This is a genomic window from Arthrospiribacter ruber (assembly GCF_019343195.1).
Taxonomy (GTDB): domain Bacteria; phylum Bacteroidota; class Bacteroidia; order Cytophagales; family Cyclobacteriaceae; genus Arthrospiribacter; species Arthrospiribacter ruber.
In genome coordinates, this window is the sequence record NZ_RPHB01000005.1 from 462,633 (window position 1) to 487,689 (window position 25,057).

The 25,057-nt window shown below is 38.4% G+C and carries 16 protein-coding genes; 10 read left to right on the forward strand and 6 right to left on the reverse strand.

Annotated features, from left to right (window positions below):
- Window positions 1-55: 55 nt before the first annotated feature.
- The 6 genes from EGN73_RS12705 to nhaA form a co-directional block, all read right to left on the reverse strand.
- A complete protein-coding gene (locus EGN73_RS12705; protein ID WP_219290340.1) occupies window positions 56-1,588 on the reverse strand; it encodes an alkaline phosphatase family protein in 1,533 nt (510 codons plus the stop codon).
- Window positions 1,589-1,599: 11 nt separating this feature from the next.
- Window positions 1,600-3,072: a SusD/RagB family nutrient-binding outer membrane lipoprotein gene (locus tag EGN73_RS12710; protein WP_246611569.1), complete on the reverse strand. Its 1,473-nt coding sequence runs from the start codon at window positions 3,070-3,072 to the stop codon at window positions 1,600-1,602.
- A gap of 11 nt (window positions 3,073-3,083) precedes the next feature.
- Window positions 3,084-6,497 carry a SusC/RagA family TonB-linked outer membrane protein gene (locus EGN73_RS12715; RefSeq protein WP_246611570.1) on the reverse strand — a complete coding sequence of 1,138 codons (3,414 nt, stop codon included), beginning with the start codon at window positions 6,495-6,497 and terminating at the stop codon, window positions 3,084-3,086.
- A 103-nt stretch (window positions 6,498-6,600) separates the two neighbouring features.
- Window positions 6,601-7,578: a FecR family protein gene (locus tag EGN73_RS12720; RefSeq protein ID WP_219290342.1), complete on the reverse strand. Its 978-nt coding sequence runs from the start codon at window positions 7,576-7,578 to the stop codon at window positions 6,601-6,603.
- Window positions 7,579-7,669: 91 nt separating this feature from the next.
- Window positions 7,670-8,239 carry an RNA polymerase sigma factor gene (locus EGN73_RS12725; protein WP_219290344.1) on the reverse strand — a complete coding sequence of 190 codons (570 nt, stop codon included), beginning with the start codon at window positions 8,237-8,239 and terminating at the stop codon, window positions 7,670-7,672.
- A 273-nt stretch (window positions 8,240-8,512) separates the two neighbouring features.
- Window positions 8,513-9,754, reverse strand: a complete 1,242-nt coding sequence (nhaA, locus tag EGN73_RS12730; RefSeq protein ID WP_219290347.1) for a Na+/H+ antiporter NhaA — start codon at window positions 9,752-9,754, stop codon at window positions 8,513-8,515.
- A 682-nt stretch (window positions 9,755-10,436) separates the two neighbouring features.
- On the opposite strand from nhaA, the gene EGN73_RS12735 reads away from it, so the two are divergent.
- From EGN73_RS12735 to EGN73_RS22680, 10 genes are all read left to right on the forward strand, one after another.
- A complete protein-coding gene (locus EGN73_RS12735) occupies window positions 10,437-11,255 on the forward strand; it encodes a hypothetical protein (protein ID WP_219290350.1) in 819 nt (272 codons plus the stop codon).
- A gap of 466 nt (window positions 11,256-11,721) precedes the next feature.
- The gene (locus tag EGN73_RS12740; protein WP_219290352.1) at window positions 11,722-12,027 is read left to right on the forward strand and encodes a hypothetical protein; all 306 of its coding nucleotides are present in this window, start codon (window positions 11,722-11,724) and stop codon (window positions 12,025-12,027) included.
- 58 nt (window positions 12,028-12,085) lie between these two features.
- On the forward strand, window positions 12,086-14,002 hold the full coding sequence (locus EGN73_RS12745; protein WP_219290354.1) for a 7TM diverse intracellular signaling domain-containing protein: 1,917 nt from the start codon (window positions 12,086-12,088) through the stop codon (window positions 14,000-14,002).
- Between the two features lie 330 nt (window positions 14,003-14,332).
- A complete protein-coding gene (locus EGN73_RS12750) occupies window positions 14,333-17,419 on the forward strand; it encodes a SusC/RagA family TonB-linked outer membrane protein (protein ID WP_219290356.1) in 3,087 nt (1,028 codons plus the stop codon).
- Between the two features lie 4 nt (window positions 17,420-17,423).
- Window positions 17,424-18,968, forward strand: coding sequence for a RagB/SusD family nutrient uptake outer membrane protein (locus EGN73_RS12755; RefSeq protein ID WP_219290358.1), 1,545 nt, complete (start codon window positions 17,424-17,426; stop codon window positions 18,966-18,968).
- Between the two features lie 13 nt (window positions 18,969-18,981).
- Window positions 18,982-20,067 (forward strand): LamG domain-containing protein, encoded by a 1,086-nt coding sequence (locus EGN73_RS12760; protein WP_219290360.1) that lies wholly within the window; start codon window positions 18,982-18,984, stop codon window positions 20,065-20,067.
- Between the two features lie 43 nt (window positions 20,068-20,110).
- Window positions 20,111-22,072 carry a glucoamylase family protein gene (locus EGN73_RS12765; RefSeq protein WP_219290361.1) on the forward strand — a complete coding sequence of 654 codons (1,962 nt, stop codon included), beginning with the start codon at window positions 20,111-20,113 and terminating at the stop codon, window positions 22,070-22,072.
- Between the two features lie 3 nt (window positions 22,073-22,075).
- Window positions 22,076-23,437 carry a glucoamylase family protein gene (locus EGN73_RS12770; RefSeq protein ID WP_219290364.1) on the forward strand — a complete coding sequence of 454 codons (1,362 nt, stop codon included), beginning with the start codon at window positions 22,076-22,078 and terminating at the stop codon, window positions 23,435-23,437.
- A 16-nt stretch (window positions 23,438-23,453) separates the two neighbouring features.
- Window positions 23,454-24,296: an endonuclease/exonuclease/phosphatase family protein gene (locus EGN73_RS12775; RefSeq protein WP_219290366.1), complete on the forward strand. Its 843-nt coding sequence runs from the start codon at window positions 23,454-23,456 to the stop codon at window positions 24,294-24,296.
- Between the two features lie 384 nt (window positions 24,297-24,680).
- A complete protein-coding gene (locus EGN73_RS22680) occupies window positions 24,681-24,761 on the forward strand; it encodes an Ada metal-binding domain-containing protein (protein WP_219290398.1) in 81 nt (26 codons plus the stop codon).
- Window positions 24,762-25,057: the final 296 nt, after the last annotated feature.

Genomic DNA, 25,057 nt, shown 5'->3' on the forward strand with positions numbered 1-25,057 from the left:
TCCGAAGGTGTTTGAATTTCTAAAAATTTCTAATGGCCAGAAAACTTTTCATTTACTACTTCTGACTCCTTACTGTCTTGGTGAAATCCAGATATTTTCTTTCACCTATGACAGATTGCGTTACATTCAGCTCATATACTCCCCCGCTTTGTTCAAGGGTTTTTACGGATATGATAGTTTCAAAATCATCATTTTCCGAAGAAGAACTACTCCTAAGTATCTCATGTAATACCCTGCCGTCTGGATTATAACTTTTATCATCCAGACCATGGATATACAATACAGTTGGAACTAAATCCACCATACCTGAAGGAAGTTTGTTTTCAATTCCAGATTTGAAAGAAGGGCCGAAAGCCAGGAATGGAGTCTTCATCTCGTAAGGACTGGATGATCCATGACCAGCAATACCTCTATTGTAGCTATACCCTTTGTATCCGAATTCATTGATTTCATCATTCCAGTTGACGTCTACATAAATATCCCCCTGCCTTTCCGGATGACCCCAGTGTATAGGGTCAAAAGAGAAAATGTTTTCTTTTAAATCAGAGTCAAAATCCAGGTTAGGGTTTACAAATATTGCACCGACCCAATCTTCTAAAAGAAAGGATTCTATAATTTCACCAGAACGGTTTTTCGTTTCATTGTCAAGATATATGGCATTCCCTACCACCGTTACATCTTCAGAATCTTTGTTTTTTTTCAATCCATTTTTAATAAGAAAATCTGCAATTCCTGGATTTCCAAGGTGTGTGGCAAATCCGTGGTCAGCTGAAACGATAATGTTGAGCCTGTCTTCCATTCCCAAATCGCGTGATGCCTGAAGAATCCTGCCGATTTGCTCATCTACATTTTTTATGGATTCCATTGTCATTGGAGAACCTATTCCTTCAGCATGCGCTGTGCCATCTGGGTCGGAGTACCATATCGTAGCAATATCAATTTTATCTTCCTCTAGCGCATATTTTATAAAAGCATCAGTTATCCATTTATGCCTTTCTTTATTAGGTTTAGCCCTTGGAGGTACCTGACCAATTTGTTCTGTCAATTCAGCAGCAAAAGATTCCGGTAAAATCATATCGGGATTGATGATCCCTAATCCTGTGACCCTGTGATTGAGCAAGTAGGACTGACCTGTCGAACCAGTGCTGAAAACAGCATACGTTCCCAATCCGTTGATGCTGATCAGTTCTCCGATAGAAGGACTTGTAATAAGCTTCCCTCCCATAACACTGTCTGCCAGCATCATGGTCCTGGCATCTCCCGTATTAAGTCCTTTACTTTTATCAACTTCTGGTAAGTAAATACTATTCCCGAGTATACCGTGAGTTTTGGGATAAGCCCCTGTAGCATAAGTAGTAGTATTCACTCTTGTAACTGTTGGAAAAGTACTATGATGATGAATTCCAGATACCCCATTTTCTTTTAAGCTGAAGATATTTGGTGTATTTTCTTGATTTACATAATCAAATCGAAGCGCATCAACAATGATCACTACAGTCTTTGTAGGATTTTCCTCTTGGGATTTTTGACATGCCATAGACAAAATACCTATTGTCCACAACATGATAATATGAATTGTATTTTTCATCTCTTCATCAGTTATTTTTCCCACCATACTTTTGTATCCTGAGTATCTCCGCCCATTCTCGCAACCGCTACCTCAAGGTTATCCGGATTTAGGGCCTGCAAATAATTCGGATAGGTAATCCTAACCGGAAAATTGTTTTCAGCAGGTATTCCTTCTCCCCTTGGCAGGACCGGAAAACCAGTTCTCCTCTTTTCAAACCATGCCTGATAGTCAGTGAAAAAAAGCGCAAAATACTTGTGTTGAATGATCTGCTCCAACTTACTTTCAAAATCCCCTGACTCATCAAATCTCACCATGGGATTACTAAAATGATTTTCAGGAACTGATTTGCCCCATTGTCTGATAGAGGCGGTGATACCACCCTCATAATGCTCCTTAACAGTTTTAGGTGTATTGAAACCTCTTAAGGCTAATTCTGCATGTATAAACTCAAGTTCTGCATAAGTCATGATGATACCTAAATCGGCAAACTCCCTTAGAATACCAGGAAAACTGGAGTGAGAACCTACTGTATATTCTACTTCGCTTGGATAACCGCTCATTATTCCTTTGTATACCTGGTTACCGTTTTCTTCTACTGTGGTTGCCCATACTTCTCTACGTGGGTCCTCCATGCCATTCATCCAGTCCATAAAATAAATGGTATAATACACCCCTTCATTCCAACTCAGGTTTCTTAGGTTAAAATAAGGATTGTAGAATGGAAAAGTACCTGGATATCTGAGGATAGCATCATCTTGTATATTTTCAAAAACAGGATACATTTCCCTGTTACCCAAAATCAAGTTTAACTGTTCGCTTACATTAATTTCTCCATCTTTATTCAATATTCTAAGAAGAAGCCTTAATCTTAATGTGTTAGCGAATTTTCTCCATTTTAATATTCCCGGTGCCCCGGTTGTTTCATAGATCAAATCACCTCCATATATGAAACTTGACGTTCCGGAAAGTATCTGGTTGGCATTTTCCAGATCCTGTAACAATTGAAGGTAAATTTCCTTTTGGGTATCAAAAACGGGCTGAATCAGACCTTCTTCCACTCTATTGGCTTCTGAAAACGGAATATCTCCAAAAGCATCAGTCATTAAAGAATAATTCCAAGCTCTGAGGATCAAGCTTACTGCTACATAAGCATCGGCTCCCAGCGTTTCTGAAACTTGTTTCATATCCATTAGGTCTGTCATCAACCTATAATGATTATTCCAGAACCCTTCTGATTCATTAGGTTCAATGACATATCTGTGGAGGCCATTATTGACACTGGCTCTAGGTGCCATCATCTGCATCAGTTCATGAGTGAATCCTCTTGATCTACCAATGGCAGAATTGACCAGTCGGTACTGAAGTTGATCCAGGATTACTCCCGGAAATACCTCGCTGGGTCTGTTTGGGTCTGCATTGATTTCGTCAAAGTCCTGTGTACAGGATTGACAAAAAGCCAGTGCGACAAGCAGTATAGATAAGTATTTTATTGAAAATTTCATTGGTTCCTTTTTTAAAATTTGAGTGAAATATTCATTCCCATGGTGCGCGTAGAAGGAAATTGGGTCATTTCTACACCTGGCATAAGCGTGCCGCTATTCAGCATAGCAATCTCCGGGTCAAATGCAGGGAAACTGGTAAATAACAGCAAGTCCCTTCCATATAAAGCCACTGTGGCCTGAACAAGCCCAATTCTAGATAAAAGCTCAGGTGAGAATGTATATTCTATCCTTGCTTCCCGGAGTTTGATAAAGGAGGTATCAAAAATGTTAGTTTCTACATTGGAATGTTTGTAATATTCATCATAATACCTCTGAGCAGTGGTCCTAACTGTATTTGGAGAAAAAGTACCATCTCCATTTGCTACAACACCTTCTCCGATTATACCTTCTTCTCTTCCAGGTAAAGTAACCTTGGTTTTACCTAGGGTATTAAGTTTATGGTGAGTCATAGAATATGCCATACCACCCAATTGACCATCCCATAGCATACTTGCTCTGAATTTTCCAAAATTGAACTGATTGAGAATTCCACCTTTCCAATCGGGAAATGCATTTCCCCAATTCTTTCTTTCCGGATCCAACTGTGCAGGAATCCCTGAATTATTGTAAATGATCTGACCATCCGGAGATCTTTGAAAACCTAAGCCATACAAATCTCCCATTCTACCTCCAACCCTGGCTTCAAGGCTTATTACTGAATGCTGGCCTATAATCTGATTGGTCAATCCATCAGCCAGCTCTATCACATAACTTCTGTTATAGGCCCAATTGAAAGTTGTTGTCCATGAAAAATTTCTTCTGGTCAATGTTTTGGTGTTGAGTACTATTTCCAAACCTTTGCTTTGGATCAGTCCTGCATTGGTTAGAATTCTGTCATAGCCTGAGGTGATGTCAAGTGGTATGGCAAGAATCTGATTGCGGCTTTCGCTATAGTAACCGGTGACGTCGATACCAAACCTGTTATCAAACAATCTTAAGTCAATTCCGGCTTCATAAGCAGTAGTAATCTCAGGCTTAAGATCTGCATTGAAAAGGGTATTTGGGTTGGTGAAGCTTGTGGCATAAATCTGATCATAGTAACGGGCAGTTTGATAGGGTCTGGTATCATTACCTACCTGGGCATAAGAAAGCCTTAGTTTTGAAAAACTAACGGCTGAAGGAAGTGGCATCAGTTCATCCAAAATAAAGCTTGTACTGACCGAAGGATAGAAAAAGGAATTGTTGGCTGATGGAAGCGTACTCGACCAGTCATTTCTTCCAGTTAAATCCAGGTAAATTTTCCCTTTGTAATCAAACTGGGAAGTGGCATACAAAGAGTTGATTGATCTTCTCAATAATCTTGGGTCCGCAACAGGTTGATCTAGGGAGTTGGAAACCATGTACAATCCTGGCATGGCAAGCTGATCTGCATATACTCCATTAAAATGATTATAGTTAAACATCCTGTTACCTCCTGCTGAGATCATTACTCCAAGGTCCCCATTGATTTTGTCTGCATAGGTCAGGAGAAAATCAGAATTGATTTCATAATTGAAAACTGATTGTTGTCTGTACATTCCTCGTGGAAATTTAGACATGCTGTATGGTCTCCTTTGAGATCGATCTTCATTTGCAAGATCTATTCCTGACCTAAGCATCAGATTGAGTTTCTCCGAAAATTCATAATTGGCCGAAACACTCCCTATCACTCCGTGCTTATCGATGGTATTGATCATCTCATAAGCTTGGAGATAAACATTATCCGGTCCTGGGTTAAATGGATTTTTCTGTTCAATCTGCTCCATTCCGGGCATCCAATAATCTCTAAACCAATTGATATCAGTGCTTGGGGTAGTGCCTATGATCATAAAATACATGATTGTCTGGTTGTTGTAACCAGCCATTGGAAGGTTGTCACTTTTTTTGTTGACATAATTTACCCTTGATGTAATTTTAAGTTTGTCAGAAACCTGATGATCGAGGGCAGTAGACACGGAGAGCCTTTCAAACCCGGTGTTGGGTACTATCCATGAATTGTTTAAATGGGTGACAGATACCCTGCCAGAGCTTTTATCGGTAGCTCCTTCAATGGATAAATTATTGGTAATCGTATATCCTGGATTGAAAAATCCCTTTATGTAATCATCGTAAGGTCTCCAAGGTGTTCTTTCGGTTGGCATTCCATCAGGAGCATCAGGATTGTATTGGTAATACATTTGTCCTTCAAACCTCGGACCCCAAGCACGTCCTGCAGCGACATTGGTACTTGTATTGGGTCCATCTTCCGAATCTCCGTAAGAATAATATTCATTTGTTCTGCCCTCTCCATATTCATACTGATAATCTGGCCACCTTAGTCCAGTCCTTTCTGTACTGATATTTGTATTGAAAGACACTCCTATTCCCTTTTGTTGTTTTCTGCCTCCTTTGGTAGTAATGATCAATGCACCATTGGCAGCCCTAGAACCATACAATGCCGCAGCTGCAGGTCCCTTCAGAACCGTAACACTTTCTATATCATCCTGATTAAGATCTGATACTGCTGATCCATAATCCACCGGACTATCTTGGCTCAAGTGTCCTCCAAACCCTGTACCCTCAATCTGCCCATTAATTGGAACTCCATCCACTACTACCAAAGCTTCATTATTGCTAAGGTTCAAGGATGTCTCTCCCCGGAGAGTGATTCTTTGGGATCCCATTGGTCCGGCTCCCCCTCCTACTAGATTCAAACCTGCCACTTTCCCTGAAAGGGCACTGGTCCAGTTATTACTTCTTGCGTCAGTTAAGTTTTCGGTAGAAATTGTCTGGGTAGCATATCCCAAGGAGGCTTCTTCTCTTTTGATCCCGAGTGCTGTGACTATAAACTCTTCAATTTCCCGGCTTTTATAAACCAAGTTGATATCAAATCTACTTTGGTTACCGACGGGCAATTCCATGGTCTCATAGCCTATATAAGAAATCACCAATATATCTCCTGGCTCAGCATCAAGAGTAAAATTTCCATCAATATCAGTAGCTGTACCTTGTGCTGTACCTTTTACAAGTATATTTACCCCGGGAAGCGTCTCCCCTGTTTGAGCATCTGTTATTCTTCCCTTTATTACTTCTAAAGGAATATCCAATTTTGAGGTCATTGCAAGGGCAATGGTTCTTCCCGAAACCCTATATTCCATACCTAGCTGGCTTTCAATAAGCTGAAGAAGTTCTGTCAAGAGTACTTTTTCTTTGGATACATTTAACTTTTTATCTTTGATCAAGGTGAGTGCAAACGAAAAATTATAGTCTGTCTGCTTTTCTACACTTTTTACTACATCTAGAAGGCTGTAAGTTCCTTTACTAAAAGATAACTCTGTGTTATCTACATTTGCATCATTGTCTTTAGCAATTCCTGAGAAAACTATTGTCAGGAAAAGTGTAAAGGCTAGTAAATTCCGGATTTTCATACAATTTAAAATCCGGGGTAACGTTTTTTTCATAATTTTAGGCGGTTTTTAAGTGTTTGTGCTTGAATTCTAAATGAGAAGGGCGCCGTTGCCGCGGTGTCCTTCAATTTTTACATGTCAGTTCGTAAATGGTCAGTTTCTTATCATCTAGTTTATATTTAAGGGTTACCGAATAATTTATTGTTTCCAACACCTCTTCTAAGCTCATTTTATGATAAGCACCGGAGATCAGACAGCTGTTGTCCGGTACCTTGTTAATAACTTCTATTCCATACCAATCCGAAATTTCTTTTGCTATCCTGAAGGCATTTGCCTCCTCAATGACCAAAGTCCCTTCTGTCCAGGCAAAGTACTTTTCCTCATTTACATCCCTAAAAAGCTCCAGATTCCCGCTTTTATTTAATTTGGCTTTTTGCCCTTTTTCGAGAATTGATTTTTCAAGGGAAGAATTAATTTTAGCTACCGAAACCTTTCCGGACTTCACCAATACCATTTCGCTTTTTCCTTTTTTATCAGACACTAAAAACTGTGTCCCCAAAACCGTGGTCTCAAGACTAGTAGCTTGTACAATGAATGGTTTTCGGCCATTTCTTTTCACCTCAAAAAATGCTTCTCCCTCCAGTTTGACTGTTCTGTTGTCCAAAAAATTTTCTGGATAAGTTATCTTACTGTTTTCCTTTAATATAACCGTAGAACCATCAGGAAGTAGCCCTTTTTTCCTTTCTCCAGCATGAGTAATTACTTCCTTATAGGCTAATTTTGACTGGTTCAAGGTATAGTCCGAAAAAAACAAAAAATACAGAGCTCCCAATGTGAAAAACAATAGTATGCTGGCAGCAATGGAAGTCACGGAAATTAAATTGAAAGACCTAGAAGTATTTTTAATAGATGCATTCTTTTTTATTTTAGAAAGCATATCAGAAGGTTTCACCTCCTTTAAAAATGCATTGATATCTTCTTTAGAGGCTGATTGCTGATAATACCAAGCATCAATTTCTTCTGGATCACTGGGGAGTTCTGCTTTACCTCTCAATATGCGGTAAACCTGACCTCTGGGGAATTTGTCTTTTTTGTCCTTCATCAACAGTAAGTGACAAATACATGTCGGGCTTACTCTTGTTTTTGATGAATAAAAAATTAAGTTTAGAAAATATTGTTAACCTTGGGTTAACCTAGATCCGGCAGTTCATAAATACCAAAAAAATCAATGGACTGTATTCTTTTAATTCTGACTTCAAGAAATTCACGGTTTTTTGGATGGAATTGTGAACAGACTGGGGTGCCATACCTGTCAGTTTTGAAATCTCTGAAGCCGTCAGTCCGTCATATTTATAAAGTCTGAAGATTTTGGAATTGGTTTCTGGCAGTAAATCAAGTTTGGATTCTATTAAATCATACAACTCCTCCAGCTCCAGAATTTTGTCAGAAGAATGAAAATTTATTTTTCCATGACCTTCTAAAGTTTCCAGTTTGGCTGCAGCATCCAAAGATTTGAGTACTCCATACTTGACGGCTGTAAACAAATATACCTCCACACTGCTCTTGATCTCCAAGGAAGCTTTTCTTTTCCATATATCGATAAAAACTTCCTGAACCACATCTTCTGACAAATCTTTGGATTTCAACCTAGTGAACGCCGCCGCCATTAAAGGCTTCCAGTATTTAAAAAACAAAGCGTCAAAAGCTTTGACCTCACCATCTTTGATCCTTTTAAGTAAAATCTGGTCTTTGTTATTTTCCATCTCAATCCAAATTTACTTTTGGATTGCAGATCAATATCAAAAAAGGTTTTTATGAAATTATTAAGAAATTGAATGTGATTGTTAAAACTAAACACCCTGTATTAAAAAAGCATCTTAAAAGATTCAATTTTGATCGGCATATTCCAAATTCCTTCACTTACTTAACTCAAGATTAGTAGGCAATTCTACAGTTTTCCTGATCGCTTTTTTCAAAACCATGTAACCCATCACACCGGAAAATAAAGAGGCAATCAAAATTCCCATTTTAGCCTGCTAGGCATAAATCGGATTATCAAATGCAAGCGCATTGATAAACAAGGACATGGTAAATCCGATGGCAGCCAGACAGGAGACTCCCAATAACATGGTGGAATTAAAGCCTGCGGGCATGATAAACCAACGCATCCTAAGGCCCAAATTACATAATCCATATATTCCAAGTATTTTACCGAATACCAAGCCTGCAGCCACACCAATTGAAACAGAGCTGCTGGCCATATGCAACCAATTGCTGTCCAATACCACTCCTGCATTGGCCAGGGCAAATACCGGCATGACAAAAAACACTACCAGTCCATGCATATTTCTCTCCAAGCGCTGCAAGGGTGATATGCTTGCCTTGGAAACTCTTTTGATCTCTCCTATTATATTTTCCTCCTCACTGGACAAAAGATAAACTTCCTTCTCTGCCCTATTGGCAATCTTAAATTTGGCAGCTAAATCCTTGATGGTAGCCAAGTAATTGGCTTTGTCTATCCGCCTGTCTGCAGGTATGGCAAAAGCAGCCAATACTGCCGCTACAGTAGCGTGAACACCAGAGAGCAATGTTGCCAGCCAAACGCCGCCAATTCCCAGAACAGCAAAAACCAATACCCTTCTTACACCGATTTTATTCAATGCAAACATGGTCAGCAATATTACAGCCCCTATTGACAGGTTGGTCAAAGAGATTTCAGAAGTGTAAAAAACCGCTACGATAAGCACTGCCCCCAAATCATCGATGATAGCAAGAGCTGTCAAAAACACCTTCAACTGCACAGGTACAGCAGGTCCAAGAAGGTACAGTACTCCTAATGCGAAAGCAATGTCTGTGGCCATGGGTATCCCCCAACCTCTCATCGCCTCAGGAGACCCTCCTGCATTGATGGCGATGTAGATTAAAGCAGGAACCAACATCCCTCCAATGGCACCAACGATAGGCATCATGATGTTTTTCGGCTTGGAGAGTTCACCTGCAAGAATTTCCCTCTTCAATTCCAGACCGATCACAAAGAAAAATATGGACATCAAGCCGTCATTGATCCAAAGAAGCAGGGACTTTTCCACCTCAAATCCTCCAATCGTAAAACCTATTTGCTGATTCAAAAGCCATTGGATATAAACATTAGCAGGCGAATTGGCCAGAATCAAGGCAAAGCCAGCAGAAAAGAACAAAAGGAAAGAACTGAAAGTACTTTTCTTGATAAACCTCATCATCGGGTCCAGCATGATTGTTGTCAGTTTGCCTGCATTCATATCTTTTTGACTTTTTTTATCTATCTCTTCCTGAGCAAAATAATACGGGCAATTTTTCCTAAAAGGTTTTTACAATTCAGTTCTTAATCTGAAAGTAACAAGAAGAATATTCAGAAGAGTCTCGATCTATCATCCAGCTAACAAAAAGTGAAAACTTATTTGAATTGATAAAATATGTAATCGAACGACATAATTATATAAATGAATATTCTTTAGTATTAAGGCAAGGGAAAGTTTTTGAGTAATAGTTAAAACATTATTTAACTGAATAAATTTATATATTAAACTTTTTTATGATTTTTATAAATGGATGGTTATTTAAAAATTTAGATCTTTTTTAAACTATTTTCAATTAAAAGTCAAGTATTAAACATATTACAACTTCATAAATCCATCTCTGAAATCACAGTGAAGGTAGTACCAATCAGGATATTTTTCTTCCACCAGAAAATTCCTGGAACCCTTCCAAAATGGAGCTAACTGAAGCCAACTGAAAGAAATGTACGGCTAGAGAATCATCTTTTGGACTATGTGGGGCAATAGTGAATCCATTTCTTTTAGACAGTCTCATTATGTAAAAAACTCTAGTGTGTCCTCCATTACTATGTAGGTCTGGCTGAAGATCATGGTAAACTTTTTCAGAAATCTACGTAAAACTTATTAGTTGTCATCTTAAAAGACTATGAAACGTATATTTTTAATCCCTCTCCTGTTTCTGCTTACAGCAGCGGCCTTTTCCGGTTGTTCAACCCATTATATAGCTACATGGCATTCACAAGACGAAGACAGTGTCTTTGAGGACAACAGAATGTATGTTCTCAAAAAAGATACCCTAGGGATTTCACATGCATTTAATTCACAATCCGGTAACGTCAAACTCAGGATGGAAAATTATACAGACAAGCCCATGCTTATCAACCTCTCTCAGTCTGCTATGACTGTCAATGGCAAAGCTATGGGCTTCTTGGATGGTCAATCCACCTTTAGTGGGTATTTAGATACATTTGGTGCAGGAAGGAACCTGAGAAGAACAACTGGATATTTTGGAGGCGAAATTCAGGGAAAAACCAATACGCTAATTATCCCACCTTATTCGTTTGCTGAAGGGGAATATACCAACATCAGGATGGAAAAGCAGCTACTTGTGGGTTCAGAGCCTAATGGTAGCTGGGTGAACTACCAACTATTTGATGATGAACCAAGGCGTATGAACGTGACATTTTATGAGGAAACGGATAGTCCTATACAGCTTACGAGCTATATCAATTATTCGATATTGGATCAAAACAACCAGCCTATTTTCACCGATATTTTGACACAGAGTTTTCACTTATCCAGTTATATCAAACTAAGGGAAATGACCATGCAGGAATTAAGACAGAAGATGCATACCCGAGAATATATGTCAAGCTACACAGAGGTAAAAGGAGGAGAAGTTGGGCTTTTACTATTTTTGGGAGGATTGATAGGTGTTGCAGCGATTGTTTCACCACCCGAATAGCCGGTGAAGACACTAAATGTGAATATTTAGTTTTTTGTGATCATTAAATTTTAGTAGTTTTCTATTAGTTGCCGTTAATAAGCTTAAGGGAATAATCTTAAAAAAGAAAAGTATAAAAATTGGCAACTTGAATTATTACCAGATCATTCATAACCATTCACATCAAAAACAAGCTGGTATGGACAGAAACAGATAATTGTAGAGATTTTAATGCTGTAAACCTCAAAGGTCTGGCAACTTCTTGGTACAAGTTTCCTGAAGAGTGGAAAGCTGATGATTAAGTGGATTTAAAAGGCATAGCATGTATTCAGATAGCAAAACATTCACCGCTACTGTGATAAGTTTTTCTGGCCTTTTGGAATAGCAGGAGCTACTTGGGATGAATTCCCCCAGAGTATCCAGATTGGAGGATGGGTATTGAGTGCAAAAGCTGAGGATATGGTAAAAAAGGACGATTTTACCTGCAATGGAAAAGTGGAAGGGAGTTCAGCTACTTCAGGAAAGCTGGATAAATGACGCTAGTTCGGCAATAGTACATAAAAAGGAAGACCTCAAGGTCAAGGCGAAAGACTCTGACAGATTGCAGGGTCATGGATATCAGCTTTGGCGGAGCCGGCACAAATCCAATAGAACAGAAGGCAGCAATGCTCATTTCATTCTGGTGCTTTCAGAGAAAAGTGCCGTAATCGTTACCAGTTTAATATTCCTGATGCGGATACTCATAAAACATTTATATAAGGAATTGCGCAAAAGAACACATTTCATTAAGTAAAATCCGAACTTTGACTAATTGAAATACAGTTGTTAAAATGTATCAAGCATCTTTATACGTGAAATCCTTCAACCTTTTTCTTTCTAAATTTAATAAGAGCCTTTTTGTCTATGCAAGCTTTTCTTTTACGATTGCCCTCACTTTTTTATATACCCAAGAAATAAAAGGTGTTCAGATAGAATTAGATAACATCCAAACAGAAAGAATTATATCAATTGCAGACCTTGAATTCCTTGAGGATCAGACTAAGGAATTGAATTTTGAACAAGTTAGCCAGGATGAAGGACTTAAATTGTTTACTACCAACCCTGAATTTACAAAAGGGAATTTTAATCCAGATTACACTTACTGGATAAAAATATCTATTGTACCCTATATTGACTTAGAGAAAACCTGGCTTTTGGAGTTTTATGATCAAAGTATTGATCGTATAGAAGGTTATATCCCTAGGGTTGATGGTTCAATTGAAAAAATTGTGATGGGCAGTTCCGTGCCTTTTTCCCAGCGCACATTTAAGCATAAAAACTACCATGTAATTGTTCCCAAAGAAATTAAAGAAGAAAGTACATTCTTCTTTAAAATAACCTCTAGTCAAAAAGCAGATGTTAGGATTGCAATTAGATCTTACGATAGGTTTATCTATTATGCGCTAAATGAATATCTTTTTTACGGACTATTTTATGGAATGATTAGCATTATAGCATTTTACAACCTGATAGTATTTTTAGCTGTACGAGAGCTTAAATACGTTTATTATATTTTCTATGTAATAAGTGTCAGCTTATTTACCATGAGTCTAGATGGAATAGGTTATCAGTTTTTGTGGCCAAATACACCGGAATTTAACAAGATTTCAAATGGTGTTTTCAGCTTTTCTCTAATATTCTGGGCAATTCTTTTTACTATACGCTTTCTTAACACTTTAAAAAGGGCCAAAACTCTGCATTATGCCTTATTGGGTTCCCTTATTCTTAAATCTTTTTATTTTGTTTCAGGCATAGTGTTCAATCTGAAGTATTTTGATATTGGATATTACGATGTTCTGCCATTTCTACTGATTTTTATCACGGGTATTTACATTTGGAGCAAGGGGCACCAAGTAGCAAGATTATTTGTTGTAGCATATGGGGTTTTGTTCTTGGGAGCTCTGATAAAACTTTTTGCCAATCTTGCAATTATCGAACATAATACAGCTGTCTATTATAGTTTACATTTTGCATTCCTTTTGGAAATGATACTGTTGTCATTTGCTCTAGGAGATAGGATCAGAATTATGAAAGATATAAGAGACAGAGCATTAAAAAGGAGCTTAAACCAATATAAAGAAAATATAGCCCTTAAAGAGAAGGTCAACAAAGAACTCGAGCTGAAAGTAAAAGAAAGGACTTTGGAGCTAGAAAGGAAAAACAGTCTGTTGGAGACTTATAATAAACAATTGACCGAAATGGATGAACAGATAAAAAAAATGAATTCTAATCTGGACAAGGACAATTGGAAACTTAAAAGTTCAATCAAAGCTTCATTAAAAGCGCGATTGACCAATAAATCACTAACATTTGAAGAGTTTAAAAATGTTTTTCCAGACGCTTCCTCCTGTTACCGATATTTGGAAAATTTAAAATGGGGTGCGGGTTTTACTTGTAGAAAATGTAATGGAAACAATTATAGCAAAGGTCCCAAAACATTCACCAGAAGATGCTCAAAATGTGGCTTTATTGATTCTGTAACGGCAGGAACAGTTTTTCATAGGATAAGATTTCCAATTGATAAAGCATTCTATATTGCTTACACCGTTATTTCAGACTCTGAAACCAAGACTTTAGATCAACTTTCTGAACTTTTAGATTTAAGAAAGAATACAGTCTGGAGTTTCAAAAAGAAAGTTAAGCAAAACATCGATCCAGACCATTATGAAAAGGAGCTTACATGGGATGAATTGATCTCTGATATTGGTGAAAAGATATCCAAAACATAATAAAATTTTAACAGGATAACTTTTGTTTTTTTTATAAAAATTACGTTAAAATTGATTCAAATTAGATTGAAAAAAATAAACTATTCAATTATTTTTTACCATGTTTTTTAAGCGTTATTTTTTACAAATCGAAACCCATAATAAAACCATCTCATCAGGATTTTATTAGTATTTAAACGATAAAATCTTATCCTAAAATCATCTCCAATCAGATGAAATTTTCGAAGAATTCACAAGATTAGAAGAGAAGGGATTTTTTTAAATTCTAATTTTTGGAGTGAAAGTTAAATCAACCAATTGCTTTCAATTTCAATTAAACAATAAACAATTATGCCCAAAAAATTACTTAAGAAAAGTACTTGGCCAGTGGTACTCAAAAAGAGTGTTTTCTTAGTAAAAATCCTTTTTGTTAATCTGGTAATAATTCAGCAAGTATATGCACAGCAATCAACCGTAAAGGGGAATGTTGTTGATCAAAGTGGTGAACCATTCCCAGGTGTTACTGTTCAGGTCAAAGGTACCTCACGTGGTTCTGTAACTGATATTGATGGAAATTACAGTATTCAAGCAAGTCAGGAAGAAATCTTGGTGTTTTCATTTGTTGGCTTTATTAAAGTAGAAAGAGCAGTAGGCAACAGCAGTATTATAGACATCATACTCGAAGAGGATACCCAATCCTTGGACGAAGTTTTAGTGGTAGGCTATGGTACACAGAGAGAGAGGGATCTTACCTCAGCTATAACAACTGTCAGGACTGAAGATATTATTAAAACCCCAAATGCCCAGGCTATGCAAGCTTTGCAAGGACGGGTAGCAGGAGTTCAGATAGTAAGTAATGGAGCTCCGGGAGCCGGACCTACTGTAAGGGTGAGGGGAATTGGATCATTTGAAGGTGGAGCTGCCCCTTTATATGTAGTTGATGGAATGTTTTTCGATAATATTGATTTTTTAAGTCCCAATGATATAGAAACCATTTCTGTTTTGAAAGATGCTTCTGCGGCAGCGATTTATGGAGTAAGGGCCGCAAATGGAGTGGTTTTGATTGAGACTAAAACAGGTTCTTACAATCAAAAAGGCGAAATTGTGTATGATGGATATTATGGTTTTCAAAATCCACAAAATGTCCTCCAGATGGCCAATGCACAGCAATTTGTTAATTATGTAAATGAAACCGGTGCCCCAGCTGATATACAATTTGTCCAAAATGCCATACAGCGCTATGGAAGAAGCAGGATAGACCCAAATCTTCCTGATGTAAATACCGACTGGTTTGCAGAAATCATGAGTCCGGCTGCCATTCAAAATCACTCTCTTTCATTTAACGGAGGCAATGAAACCACAAGGTATTCGATTGGAGGAAGTTATTTCGATCAACAAGGTTTGCTAAATGAAACTAGAAATTCTTATAAAAGATTGAATTTCAGGGTGAAGTTGGACTCTGATGTCAAAGAATGGTTAAATGTTGGAGGAAACCTAAATATCAGTACGGCCCAACAGTTTAATGCTGATAATGGCGCTTGGTTTACCGCATATTTTGCTGTTCCTATTCATCCTGTTTTTGATGAACAAAATGAAGCAGCTAATCCAATCCGATATTCAAACGCACAGCAGTTGGGTTACAGAAGTCCACAAAACCCATTTAATACCTTGGCATTTCGGGATGATAGAAATGAGGTTGCAAAAATATTAGGCAACTTTTTTGCGGAATCAAATATACTTGATAACAAACTGACTTTCAGGACACAGTACAATTACAGTATTACAAGTTTCAGAAATAGGCTGGTAAATTTCCCTTATAACAACGGTGTTACAGAAAACATATCTGCCCTACGAAGAGAAACCCAATTTGGCTTTGATCAGATTTGGGACAATTTCCTTACCTATCAAAACAACTTTGGAAAGCATTATCTTACCGCAGTGCTGGGTCAGTCCTTTAGAAGTGAATCATTTGAGCGTTTGATAGCTAGGGGAGAGAACCTCAATCCGGCACCAAACCGTGACAATGAGCAGTTTTGGTATTTGTCCAACGCAACTGATTTTGACCTTAATAATATCTCAGATGTAGGAGACAATATTTACAAACTATTCTTTCTATCTTATTTTTCCAGAATTGCCTACAACTATGACGATAAGTATTTGCTATATGGTACATTTAGAAGAGATGGTAACAATAAATTTCAAGAGAAGTGGGGTAACTTTGCCACTTTTGGGGCCGGATGGGTTATTTCGGAAGAATCCTTTTTCAATGTTTCAGTCGTAGATTTCCTAAAATTAAGGGGATCTTGGGGGCAGCTTGGCAATGATGGTATAAGACAAGCTGTAGGTGCACCTACCCTTACGGAAACTTCGGCTGCGATTGACAATTCACTGAGAATTGGTAGAAGACTCAATCCAACTTTTGATTTAATTGACAGATGGGAAACTACCGTTGAAACAAACGTTGGTATAAATGCCAGGATGTTTAGAAACCGACTAAGTCTAGATGCAGATTATTTTGTCAGAGACACAAGAAATTTATCTGTGGTAATTATCCCACCTGTAATCAGAGCAAGTGAAAGAAGAAGTGTGGGCTCCATAAGAAATGAGGGAGTAGAAGTTACGCTCAATTGGAGTGATAACCTGACACAAGACTTTTCCTATTACTTAGGTGGAAATATTGCTACTCTTAACAACAGTGTACTTGGTTTAGGTGGACCCGAAGCATTGGATGCAGGATCTGCTGAATTTCGACAAAGATCTATTGTTGGAATGCCTTTCCAGGCATTTTATGGTTACGAGGTCGTAGGTGTTTTCCAAAACCAAGCTGACATAGACAATTCAGGCTACTCATCTGAGTTTATCCAAAACAATAATCTACAACCGGGAGATTTGATATTCAAAGATCAGAATGGTGATGGTGTGATCAATGACGAAGATAGAGTAGTTTTGGGCTCATATCTTCCGAAACTTACTTTTGGGGCCAATTTTGGTTTCACCTATAAAAACTGGGATTTTTCGGCCTTGTTTCAGGGGCAATCAGGATTTAGCATCCTGAATCGTAAGAGAGGTGAAATAATTTTCACCAATGACACTAACATTGATGCGGAACTGGCAAACAACCTTTGGAGAGGTGAAGGAACTTCCAATAGGTATCCTTCAGCTTCCGGTCTTAGAAGAGGTTGGAACCAAAACATGAGTGACTTTTTTGTAGAAGATGGTTCTTACTGGAGAATCCAGAATGTAAGATTAACCTATTCTATAATAGATAAATCTCTTATGGGGGTCAAAATGCCCCAAACAGCAATCACTTTTACTGCAGAAAGGCCACTGACTGTTTTTGATTATAACGGTTTTAATCCTGAGGTTGCTAATGGGATTGACCGTCAAGTATATCCTATTCCGGCCATCTATACTTTAGGTTTGAATGTTAAATTATAAGACAATGAATACCAATAAACGATATAAAATCCTTTCTCTCCTAATTATGTTGAACATGATCTTTTCATGTACAAGTATTTTGGATGAACCCTTGGAGAATGAATTTCTTGTAGAAGGCACAGACTACTCACAGTCTTCAAACATGATTTTGATGTTATATGGAGCATACGCACAATTTTATAGCATGCAATGGGAAACTCACCCTATTATCGGTGTTAGAGGTGATGACGTCAATTCTGCCGGAGATCAGTTTCCCCTTCAGGAAACTGATGTATTTAGGTATGACAGAAATTTCTGGATGTATAATTCAGTTTGGTTAAACCTATATTCGGACCTATTGTATTGGCATGGTGCCATTGAAGAAATCGAAAAATATGAAGAAGCCGGTGCCAACTCTGCCAATGCGCAACAATATATAGCTGAGATTAAGGTTTTACAGGGTTTTGAATTACTTCAACTTGCAAGGCTCTGGGGAGAAATACTTATTCCCACTCAATCACAGCCCAGTCATCTTTTTGACGTTCCGGTATCCACATTTGAGGAGGTGATGGAATACATTTCCAGTTCAATGGATGAAGCAATACCTTTTTTGCCTACAGTGAGGCCAAACCAAAGATCTGATGTAAGGGGAGGTGTCACCCAGGCAACTGCTCTTGCGGTTAGGGCTATGGCTAACCTGGAACTTGGAAACTACCAAGAGGTAATTGAAGTCACGGATATTATTATTTCCAGTAACCTATTTTCACTCAGCAATGATTTTTACCAACTCTTTAAGATTCCTGGCAAATTGGATGATGAATACTTATTGGAAGCCCAATATTCTGATTTCGGACAAGCCAGCGGTACAAACATCAGCTTTAATTTCAGTCCTTATGGTCCTGCAAGCTGGACTCCTGCTGTATCTGGAGCAGGGCAAGGGTGGGGGTTTTGGGAGCCCACCCAAAAATTCATCAAATTCATGTTAAGAAGAAATGAGCAGGTAAGGCTGGAGACTTCAGTGCTGTTTACTCCTGATGGCATTGCAACTTTAAGGGAAGATCCAGAGTTTTCTGAGCTGCCAAATTGGATCTCTAATACAACCCGAGACGGAGACACTTTCAACAACCATCCCAGATACCTTTTCCTAAGTGGTAAATATTATCTTCCATCCGTTCAATTGACACCGGGAAGGTTTGGGTATGGTACGAATAACAATTTTCAGGTCATCCGATATGCTGAGATTTTACTTATGCATGCTGAAGCTTTGGTCAATGGGGCCTCAAGCTCGGTCATGTCTGCCACTGAAGCTGTGAATACCGTTCGACAAAGAGCCGGGCTTAGCTCTTTGTCTACTGTCGATTTAGATGCGGTTCTTGATGAAAAATATGCTGAATTTGCTACTGAATGGGGAATTAGATTTGCTGACCTGGTCAGACATGGAAGGTTTCAGGAACTGAATTTTGAAGGAAGGACATTTGATCCTGAAAGACATAGGTATTTACTCTATCCACTTGAGCAGCAGGATATAATTCCTCAAATAAGAGAAGCCGCAAATCGAAGAGGTCAATAAACTAATTTCAATTATGAAAAAAATTAACTTAATATTAACTATACTGTTTCTGGCGCTTTCGTCCTGCGAACAATCCTATATTGATGATATACAAGAAGTAGACCCAGGAGAAGATATGGAGGCTCCCTCCATTAACGTGAATTTCCCTTTGGAAGGTACCCAGATTCGGGTGGTAGAAGATGTTACAAACATAACAATTGATGCAGAAGTAACCGACGACATTGAAATAGAATGGGTCATTTTTATTCTGAATGGCGAGGAAATAACAAGGTTTGATGATTTCAGGGACTTCAGAAGGGCATTGCTTCAGTATGAATTTGAAGGTCTTGAGAATGGAGACCACCTGCTTGAAATAGTAGCCAGGGATATCGTAGGAAATGAAACTTCCGAATCTGTATCATTTACAAAACTAGAGCCATACAGACCAGTATATGATAATGAGATATTTTATCTGCCTTTTGATGGGGATTTCACAGAATTAGTCAGGATTAGCAATCCAACTGTCAGCGGTACTGGTTTAGGATTTGCTGAAGGGAAAGTTGGTCGAGCTTACAGGGGTTCATCAGATGGTTATTTAACATATCCTGCTGATAATCTGACCAATCAGGAGTTCTCGGCGGTGTTTTGGTATAAGCTTAATGGAAGCCCCGATAGAGCTGGACTACTGGTAATGAGTGCACCTGACGAGACCAATTCAACCAATCAAAATTTCAGAGATAAAGGATTCAGGTTATTTCGAGAGGCAGCCGGTCCAAATCAGAGATTTAAATTGAATGTAGGAAACGGAAGCGGAGAGAACTGGTTTGATGGCGGGCCTGCAGCCGATGTGGATCCTGGACAAGATGATTGGACTCACATTGCCATTACTATAAATCAGCAAAGTTGCACTGTATACCTTAACGGTGAGGTTGTAAGTCAGGGGACTTATCCGGGAATTGATTGGGAGAACTGTGACATTATCTCTATCGGATCAGGTGCTCCAAGGTTTGTAGGATGGGGACATTTGTCAACACAAAGCCTTATTGATGAATTGAGGATTTTTGATGCCGTATTAAGCCAGGAACAGATTCAGACGATAATGGAAAATGACATGAACTAAAAAAATAAACACTTCAACTTTTTGATCCCTGTAATCAAGCTACATGAAAAATCACCTTTTTATTTTGCTCTTTCTAATACTCTCCTTCCCATCCTGCCAGGAATCGGAAGGAGAGTTTCAATCATTTGCTTTATCCAGAGCTATAATAGGAGATCATGAGCTACCAATGAACGGAAGTGTGATTGAAAATATACCACTAGACCGATCTATTCAGCTGGAATTTTCCAGTCCTGTATCTATCGAGACTATTGAAGAAAATATCTTGCTTAAAGTGGAAGAAGAAATAATCTCCTATAATTTTAATTTGTTTTCCAACAACACTTTATTAACTATCCTGCCATCAGGAGCACTGGAAGCAGGGAAAAACTATCAGATAAAGATTTTGGATGGCTTACAAAGTAATTCAGGAAGTAACATACAACCAGTTGATTTATTCTTTAAAACTGTTATAAGTCCTCTTACCTTGGTAGCAATAGAGTTTTTGGATGCAGATATATTGAGTACGGGGAGGATTACGGAAATAGCGTTGAGCCCTGAAATTAAATTGCGCTTTTCAGAACCAGTTTCGCTAGATGAATTAGAAAAATCATTGGAAATTGAAGGCATGTCCTCATCCAACTGGCAGGTCACCGAGGAACCAGAAAATGTTTACAAAGTTGTCTTTTCAGATCACCTTCAACATTACAGGAGGTATACCTTTATCATCAATGAATTTGTCAATAACTCCGGTAATGGAAGTACATTTTCTAAGACCGAATTTACATTTTACACTGGAGCTTCACCTCAACCAGTAATGCCGCAACTAGAGGATGATCAGCTTTTAGAACTCATACAGAGACAGACTTTCAAATATTTTTGGGATTTTGGTCATGAGAATTCAGGTATGGCACGGGAAAGAAGTACTTCTGGCAACTTGGTTACTACCGGAGGGTCTGGATTTGGAGTAATGGCCATGATTGTAGGGGTGGAAAGAGGTTTTATTTCAAGAGAGGAGGCTTTGGACAGATGGGAGAACATTATTGATTTTCTTGAAAATGCTGATAGATTTCATGGTGCTTGGCCACATTGGCTTAATGGCAATACTGGTCAGACCATCCCTTTCAGTGCTCAAGATGATGGAGGCGACTTGGTAGAAACTGCATTATTGCTTCAGGGCCTGCTCACACTTAAAACATATCTCAACGAAGGTGAAAACCGAGAAAAATCACTCATTGAAAAAATCCAGTCTATGTACGAAGAAGTAGAATGGTCTTTTTATACCAGAGAAGAAAATGTTCTTTACTGGCATTGGTCTCCGAATTTCAGTTGGGCCATGGATTTAAAAATTCAAGGGTACAATGAATGCTTAATTGCCTATATACTTGCTGCCGCCTCCCCTACTTTCCCCATTGACAAATCTGTTTATGATTCCGGCTGGGCAAGGAATGGCGCCATGCGGAATGGATCTAATTATTTTGGAATTACTCTTCCCTTGGGCAAAGAAATGGGAGGGCCTTTGTTTTTTGCCCATTATTCCTATTTAGGAATTGACCCCAGAAACCTTAGTGATCAATATGCAGATTACTGGGTTCAAAACGTAAACCACAGCAAGATCAACAGAACCTATGTGAATGAAAATCCAAGAGGATTTGTGGGATATAGTGATAACAATTGGGGCCTTACTGCAAGTGACAATGAAAGTGGTTATTCTGCACACTCCCCACTAAATGACAGAGGAGTCATAACTCCCACTGCAGCAATTTCTTCCATTCCATATACACCAGAGGCTTCTATGGCAGCTCTAAATTTCTTCTATTATCAACTTGGAGACCGACTTTGGGGTGAATATGGCTTCTATGATGCCTTCAATCTCACAGAAGATTGGTATGCAGACACTTATCTTGCCATTGATCAGGGCCCTATAATAATCATGATTGAAAACTATCGATCAGGACTTCTTTGGGACCTAATGAAAAATAATAAAACATTTACAAAAGGTTTAAATAACCTAAACTTTAATTATTAAAATATGAAAAATTCAGTTTTATGGGTCGTATGTTTATCTTTTTTTTGGGCAAGTTGCCAACAAAGGCCTTCAGGTCAAGAAACGGAAGAAATAAATCATATCAGCGATGACTCACTCTTCAATTTGGTACAATACCGCACTTTTCAATATTTCTGGGATGGAGCTGAACCCAATTCAGGACTTGCAAGAGAGAGGTATCATGTAGATGGAGAATATCCTCAGGATGATAAAAACATAGTTACTTCCGGTGGGGGTGGATTTGGTGTCATGGCCATTTTGGTGGGAATAGAAAGAGAATTCATAAGCCGCCAAGAAGGGTTTGACAGACTTGAAAAAATAGTGTCTTTTTTAGAAAATGCGGACAGTTTCCATGGTGCTTGGCCACATTGGTGGAATGGTGAAACCGGAAAAGTAAAACCTTTCAGTAAAAATGATGATGGAGGCGACCTTGTAGAGACCTCTTTTATGTTGACTGGTCTTTTGACAGTTCGACAATATTTCCAAGACGGCAATGAATCCGAAAAAAAACTCGCTGAGCGAATTGACAAACTCTGGAGGGCTGTAGAATTTGATTGGTATACCAAAGGAGGAGAAGATGTTCTTTATTGGCATTGGAGTCCTAATAATGCATGGAGCATGAATTTTCCAGTGCAGGGTTATAATGAATGCCAGATCATGTATGTATTGGCAGCCTCATCCCCTACTCATAGTGTTCCTGCATCAGTCTATCATGTAGGTTGGAGTAGAAGCGGAGACATTATCAACGATCCTGATCATGAAGCTTTTGGTCATCATTTGGCTTTAAGGCACAACGGGACAGAAGAATATGGGGGACCCTTGTTTTGGGCACATTATTCTTATCTAGGGCTTGATCCAAGAGGTCTAAAGGATAAGTATGCGGACTATTGGGAGCATAATACCAACCACACTTTGATAAATAGAGCTTGGTGTATAGACAATCCATTAGACTTTGTAGGCTACGGAGAGAACAGTTGGGGCTTAACAGCAAGCTATTCTGTCAATGGATATTCAGGTCATGCTCCTGGAGAAAACAGGGACAAAGGTGTAATTTCACCGACAGCTGCCCTGTCTTCATTTCCATATACTCCCGAATACTCCATGCAGGCGATGCGACATTGGTACGATTCGCTTGGTGGGAAGGTGTTTGGAGAATATGGTTTCTATGATGCTTTCAGCGAGACAGAGGACTGGTTTCCCAAAAGATATCTTGCCATAGATCAGGGACCTATTGTCGTTATGATGGAAAATCATCGAAGTGGGTTATTATGGGATTTATTTATGAGTGCTCCTGAAATAAAAGAAGGTCTAAAAAAATTGGAAATTGAAAGTCCGCACTACAAATAATTACTTTTTTTACAATATGAAAAATCCGACTGTTTACATTATCCTTTTATTTTCATTATTTACTTCTCCTTTACCTGGATTCGCCCAAAAATTCAACCTCGCCACGTATAACATTAGGTTTGATAATCCCGGAGATGAAGGAAACCTTTGGCAGGACCGTAAACCCAAAATAAGTTCACTGATAAATTTTCATGAAATCGTTCTCTTTGGAACTCAAGAAGGTTTGAAAAACCAACTGGAAGATTTAAAAAAAGACCTTGGTTTTGACTATGTAGGAAGTGGTAGGGATGATGGAAATTCAATGGGCGAGCATAGTGCTATTTTCTATGATCCCTCCAGATTTAAACTGTTGCAATCGGGTGATTTTTGGTTGTCAGAAACTCCTGAAAAGCCTAGCATAGGTTGGGATGCAGCCATGAACCGAATATGCACTTATGCCAGATTTGAAACATCAGATGAAAACCGGTTTTGGGTATTTAATGTGCACTATGACCATGTTGGTCAAGAAGCAAGAAAACAAAGCAGCAAACTTGTGCTTGATAAAATAAGTGCAAACACTGATCCAGGAGACGCTGTGATTTTTATGGGAGATATGAATGTCACCCCAGATAATGAAGCATATCTTACAGTGGTGGAATCCAAAGAATTCAAAGATAGCTATCATGAAAGCCAACTTAGTCCACATGGACCTGAGGGAACGTTCAATGCTTTTAACTGGGAATTGCTTCCCGACAGAAGAATTGATTACATATTTATCAACAATAACATTAAGGTCAATAAATACGGAGTGTTATCTGACAATTATGGGAAAAAATATCCTTCGGATCATTTCCCAGTGATGATTCAGATTCAATTGTGAAAATTGAATCTGTCATCACCTAAAAAATATTTTTAGATAAATACTCCTTTGAAAATTGATCTTGAAAACTCTCCTGAATGAACAGTTAAATGAAAATCACTGCTGTTTTTTAAAACTTTCATATCAAGAAATTAAAATTTCCACATGAGTAAAGACTAAATCAAATTAGAAAAATCAAATATGACCTTTTACATTTTAGTGAATCCAAAATGCGGAAATATTTAATTGAGTAATTGAATCCATTGGATTTACTTCAACAGAAAAAAGGTAGAGTTGATAAAAGAATCAGGTTGAGTTGATGAGGAAAATATTTTGGGATGCACTTATTAATGAATTCAAATGTCTTGAAAAAATGCTTGTCAATTTTTCGGTGGATACCCAAAGATAGAAAATGTGGAATTTCTTTTTTCAAGTAAGGACTGTTTGCTGAAGGGATACCGCTCCTGCAAAGTCTGTAAACCCTAAGAATAGCTTCAGTGAAGCCATTTAGCGAGTAGCCAGAACGTAGAGTGGGCAATCTACACCTATATCCGCAAATCTTCACCCAGCTGGGGAAGGTCTGCACAAGCTTTTTATTGAAATTCAAATATACCTGAATTTGATTTTTTACCAATAAACGCAATCATAGTCACTGAAAACCTCCCTTTGGATTCAATATGCACATGATCATCACTATTGAAACTTTGGCTGATGGGGAGTTGGTAGTTGGCATGGAGCATCATTTTGCTGAACTGAAGCTGAATTCCGGCTTGTCCAAAAGT

Coding starts and splice junctions, on each gene's coding strand:
- EGN73_RS12705 (WP_219290340.1), bottom strand. CDS start 1,588: ATGAAAAATACAATTCATATTATCATGTTGTGGACAATAGGTATTTTG.
- EGN73_RS12710 (WP_246611569.1), bottom strand. CDS start 3,072: ATGAAATTTTCAATAAAATACTTATCTATACTGCTTGTCGCACTGGCT.
- EGN73_RS12715 (WP_246611570.1), bottom strand. CDS start 6,497: ATGAAAATCCGGAATTTACTAGCCTTTACACTTTTCCTGACAATAGTT.
- EGN73_RS12720 (WP_219290342.1), bottom strand. CDS start 7,578: ATGAAGGACAAAAAAGACAAATTCCCCAGAGGTCAGGTTTACCGCATA.
- EGN73_RS12725 (WP_219290344.1), bottom strand. CDS start 8,239: ATGGAAAATAACAAAGACCAGATTTTACTTAAAAGGATCAAAGATGGT.
- nhaA (WP_219290347.1), bottom strand. CDS start 9,754: ATGAATGCAGGCAAACTGACAACAATCATGCTGGACCCGATGATGAGG.
- EGN73_RS12735 (WP_219290350.1), top strand. CDS start 10,437: ATGAAACGTATATTTTTAATCCCTCTCCTGTTTCTGCTTACAGCAGCG.
- EGN73_RS12740 (WP_219290352.1), top strand. CDS start 11,722: ATGGAAAAGTGGAAGGGAGTTCAGCTACTTCAGGAAAGCTGGATAAAT.
- EGN73_RS12750 (WP_219290356.1), top strand. CDS start 14,333: ATGCCCAAAAAATTACTTAAGAAAAGTACTTGGCCAGTGGTACTCAAA.
- EGN73_RS12755 (WP_219290358.1), top strand. CDS start 17,424: ATGAATACCAATAAACGATATAAAATCCTTTCTCTCCTAATTATGTTG.
- EGN73_RS12760 (WP_219290360.1), top strand. CDS start 18,982: ATGAAAAAAATTAACTTAATATTAACTATACTGTTTCTGGCGCTTTCG.
- EGN73_RS12765 (WP_219290361.1), top strand. CDS start 20,111: ATGAAAAATCACCTTTTTATTTTGCTCTTTCTAATACTCTCCTTCCCA.
- EGN73_RS12770 (WP_219290364.1), top strand. CDS start 22,076: ATGAAAAATTCAGTTTTATGGGTCGTATGTTTATCTTTTTTTTGGGCA.
- EGN73_RS12775 (WP_219290366.1), top strand. CDS start 23,454: ATGAAAAATCCGACTGTTTACATTATCCTTTTATTTTCATTATTTACT.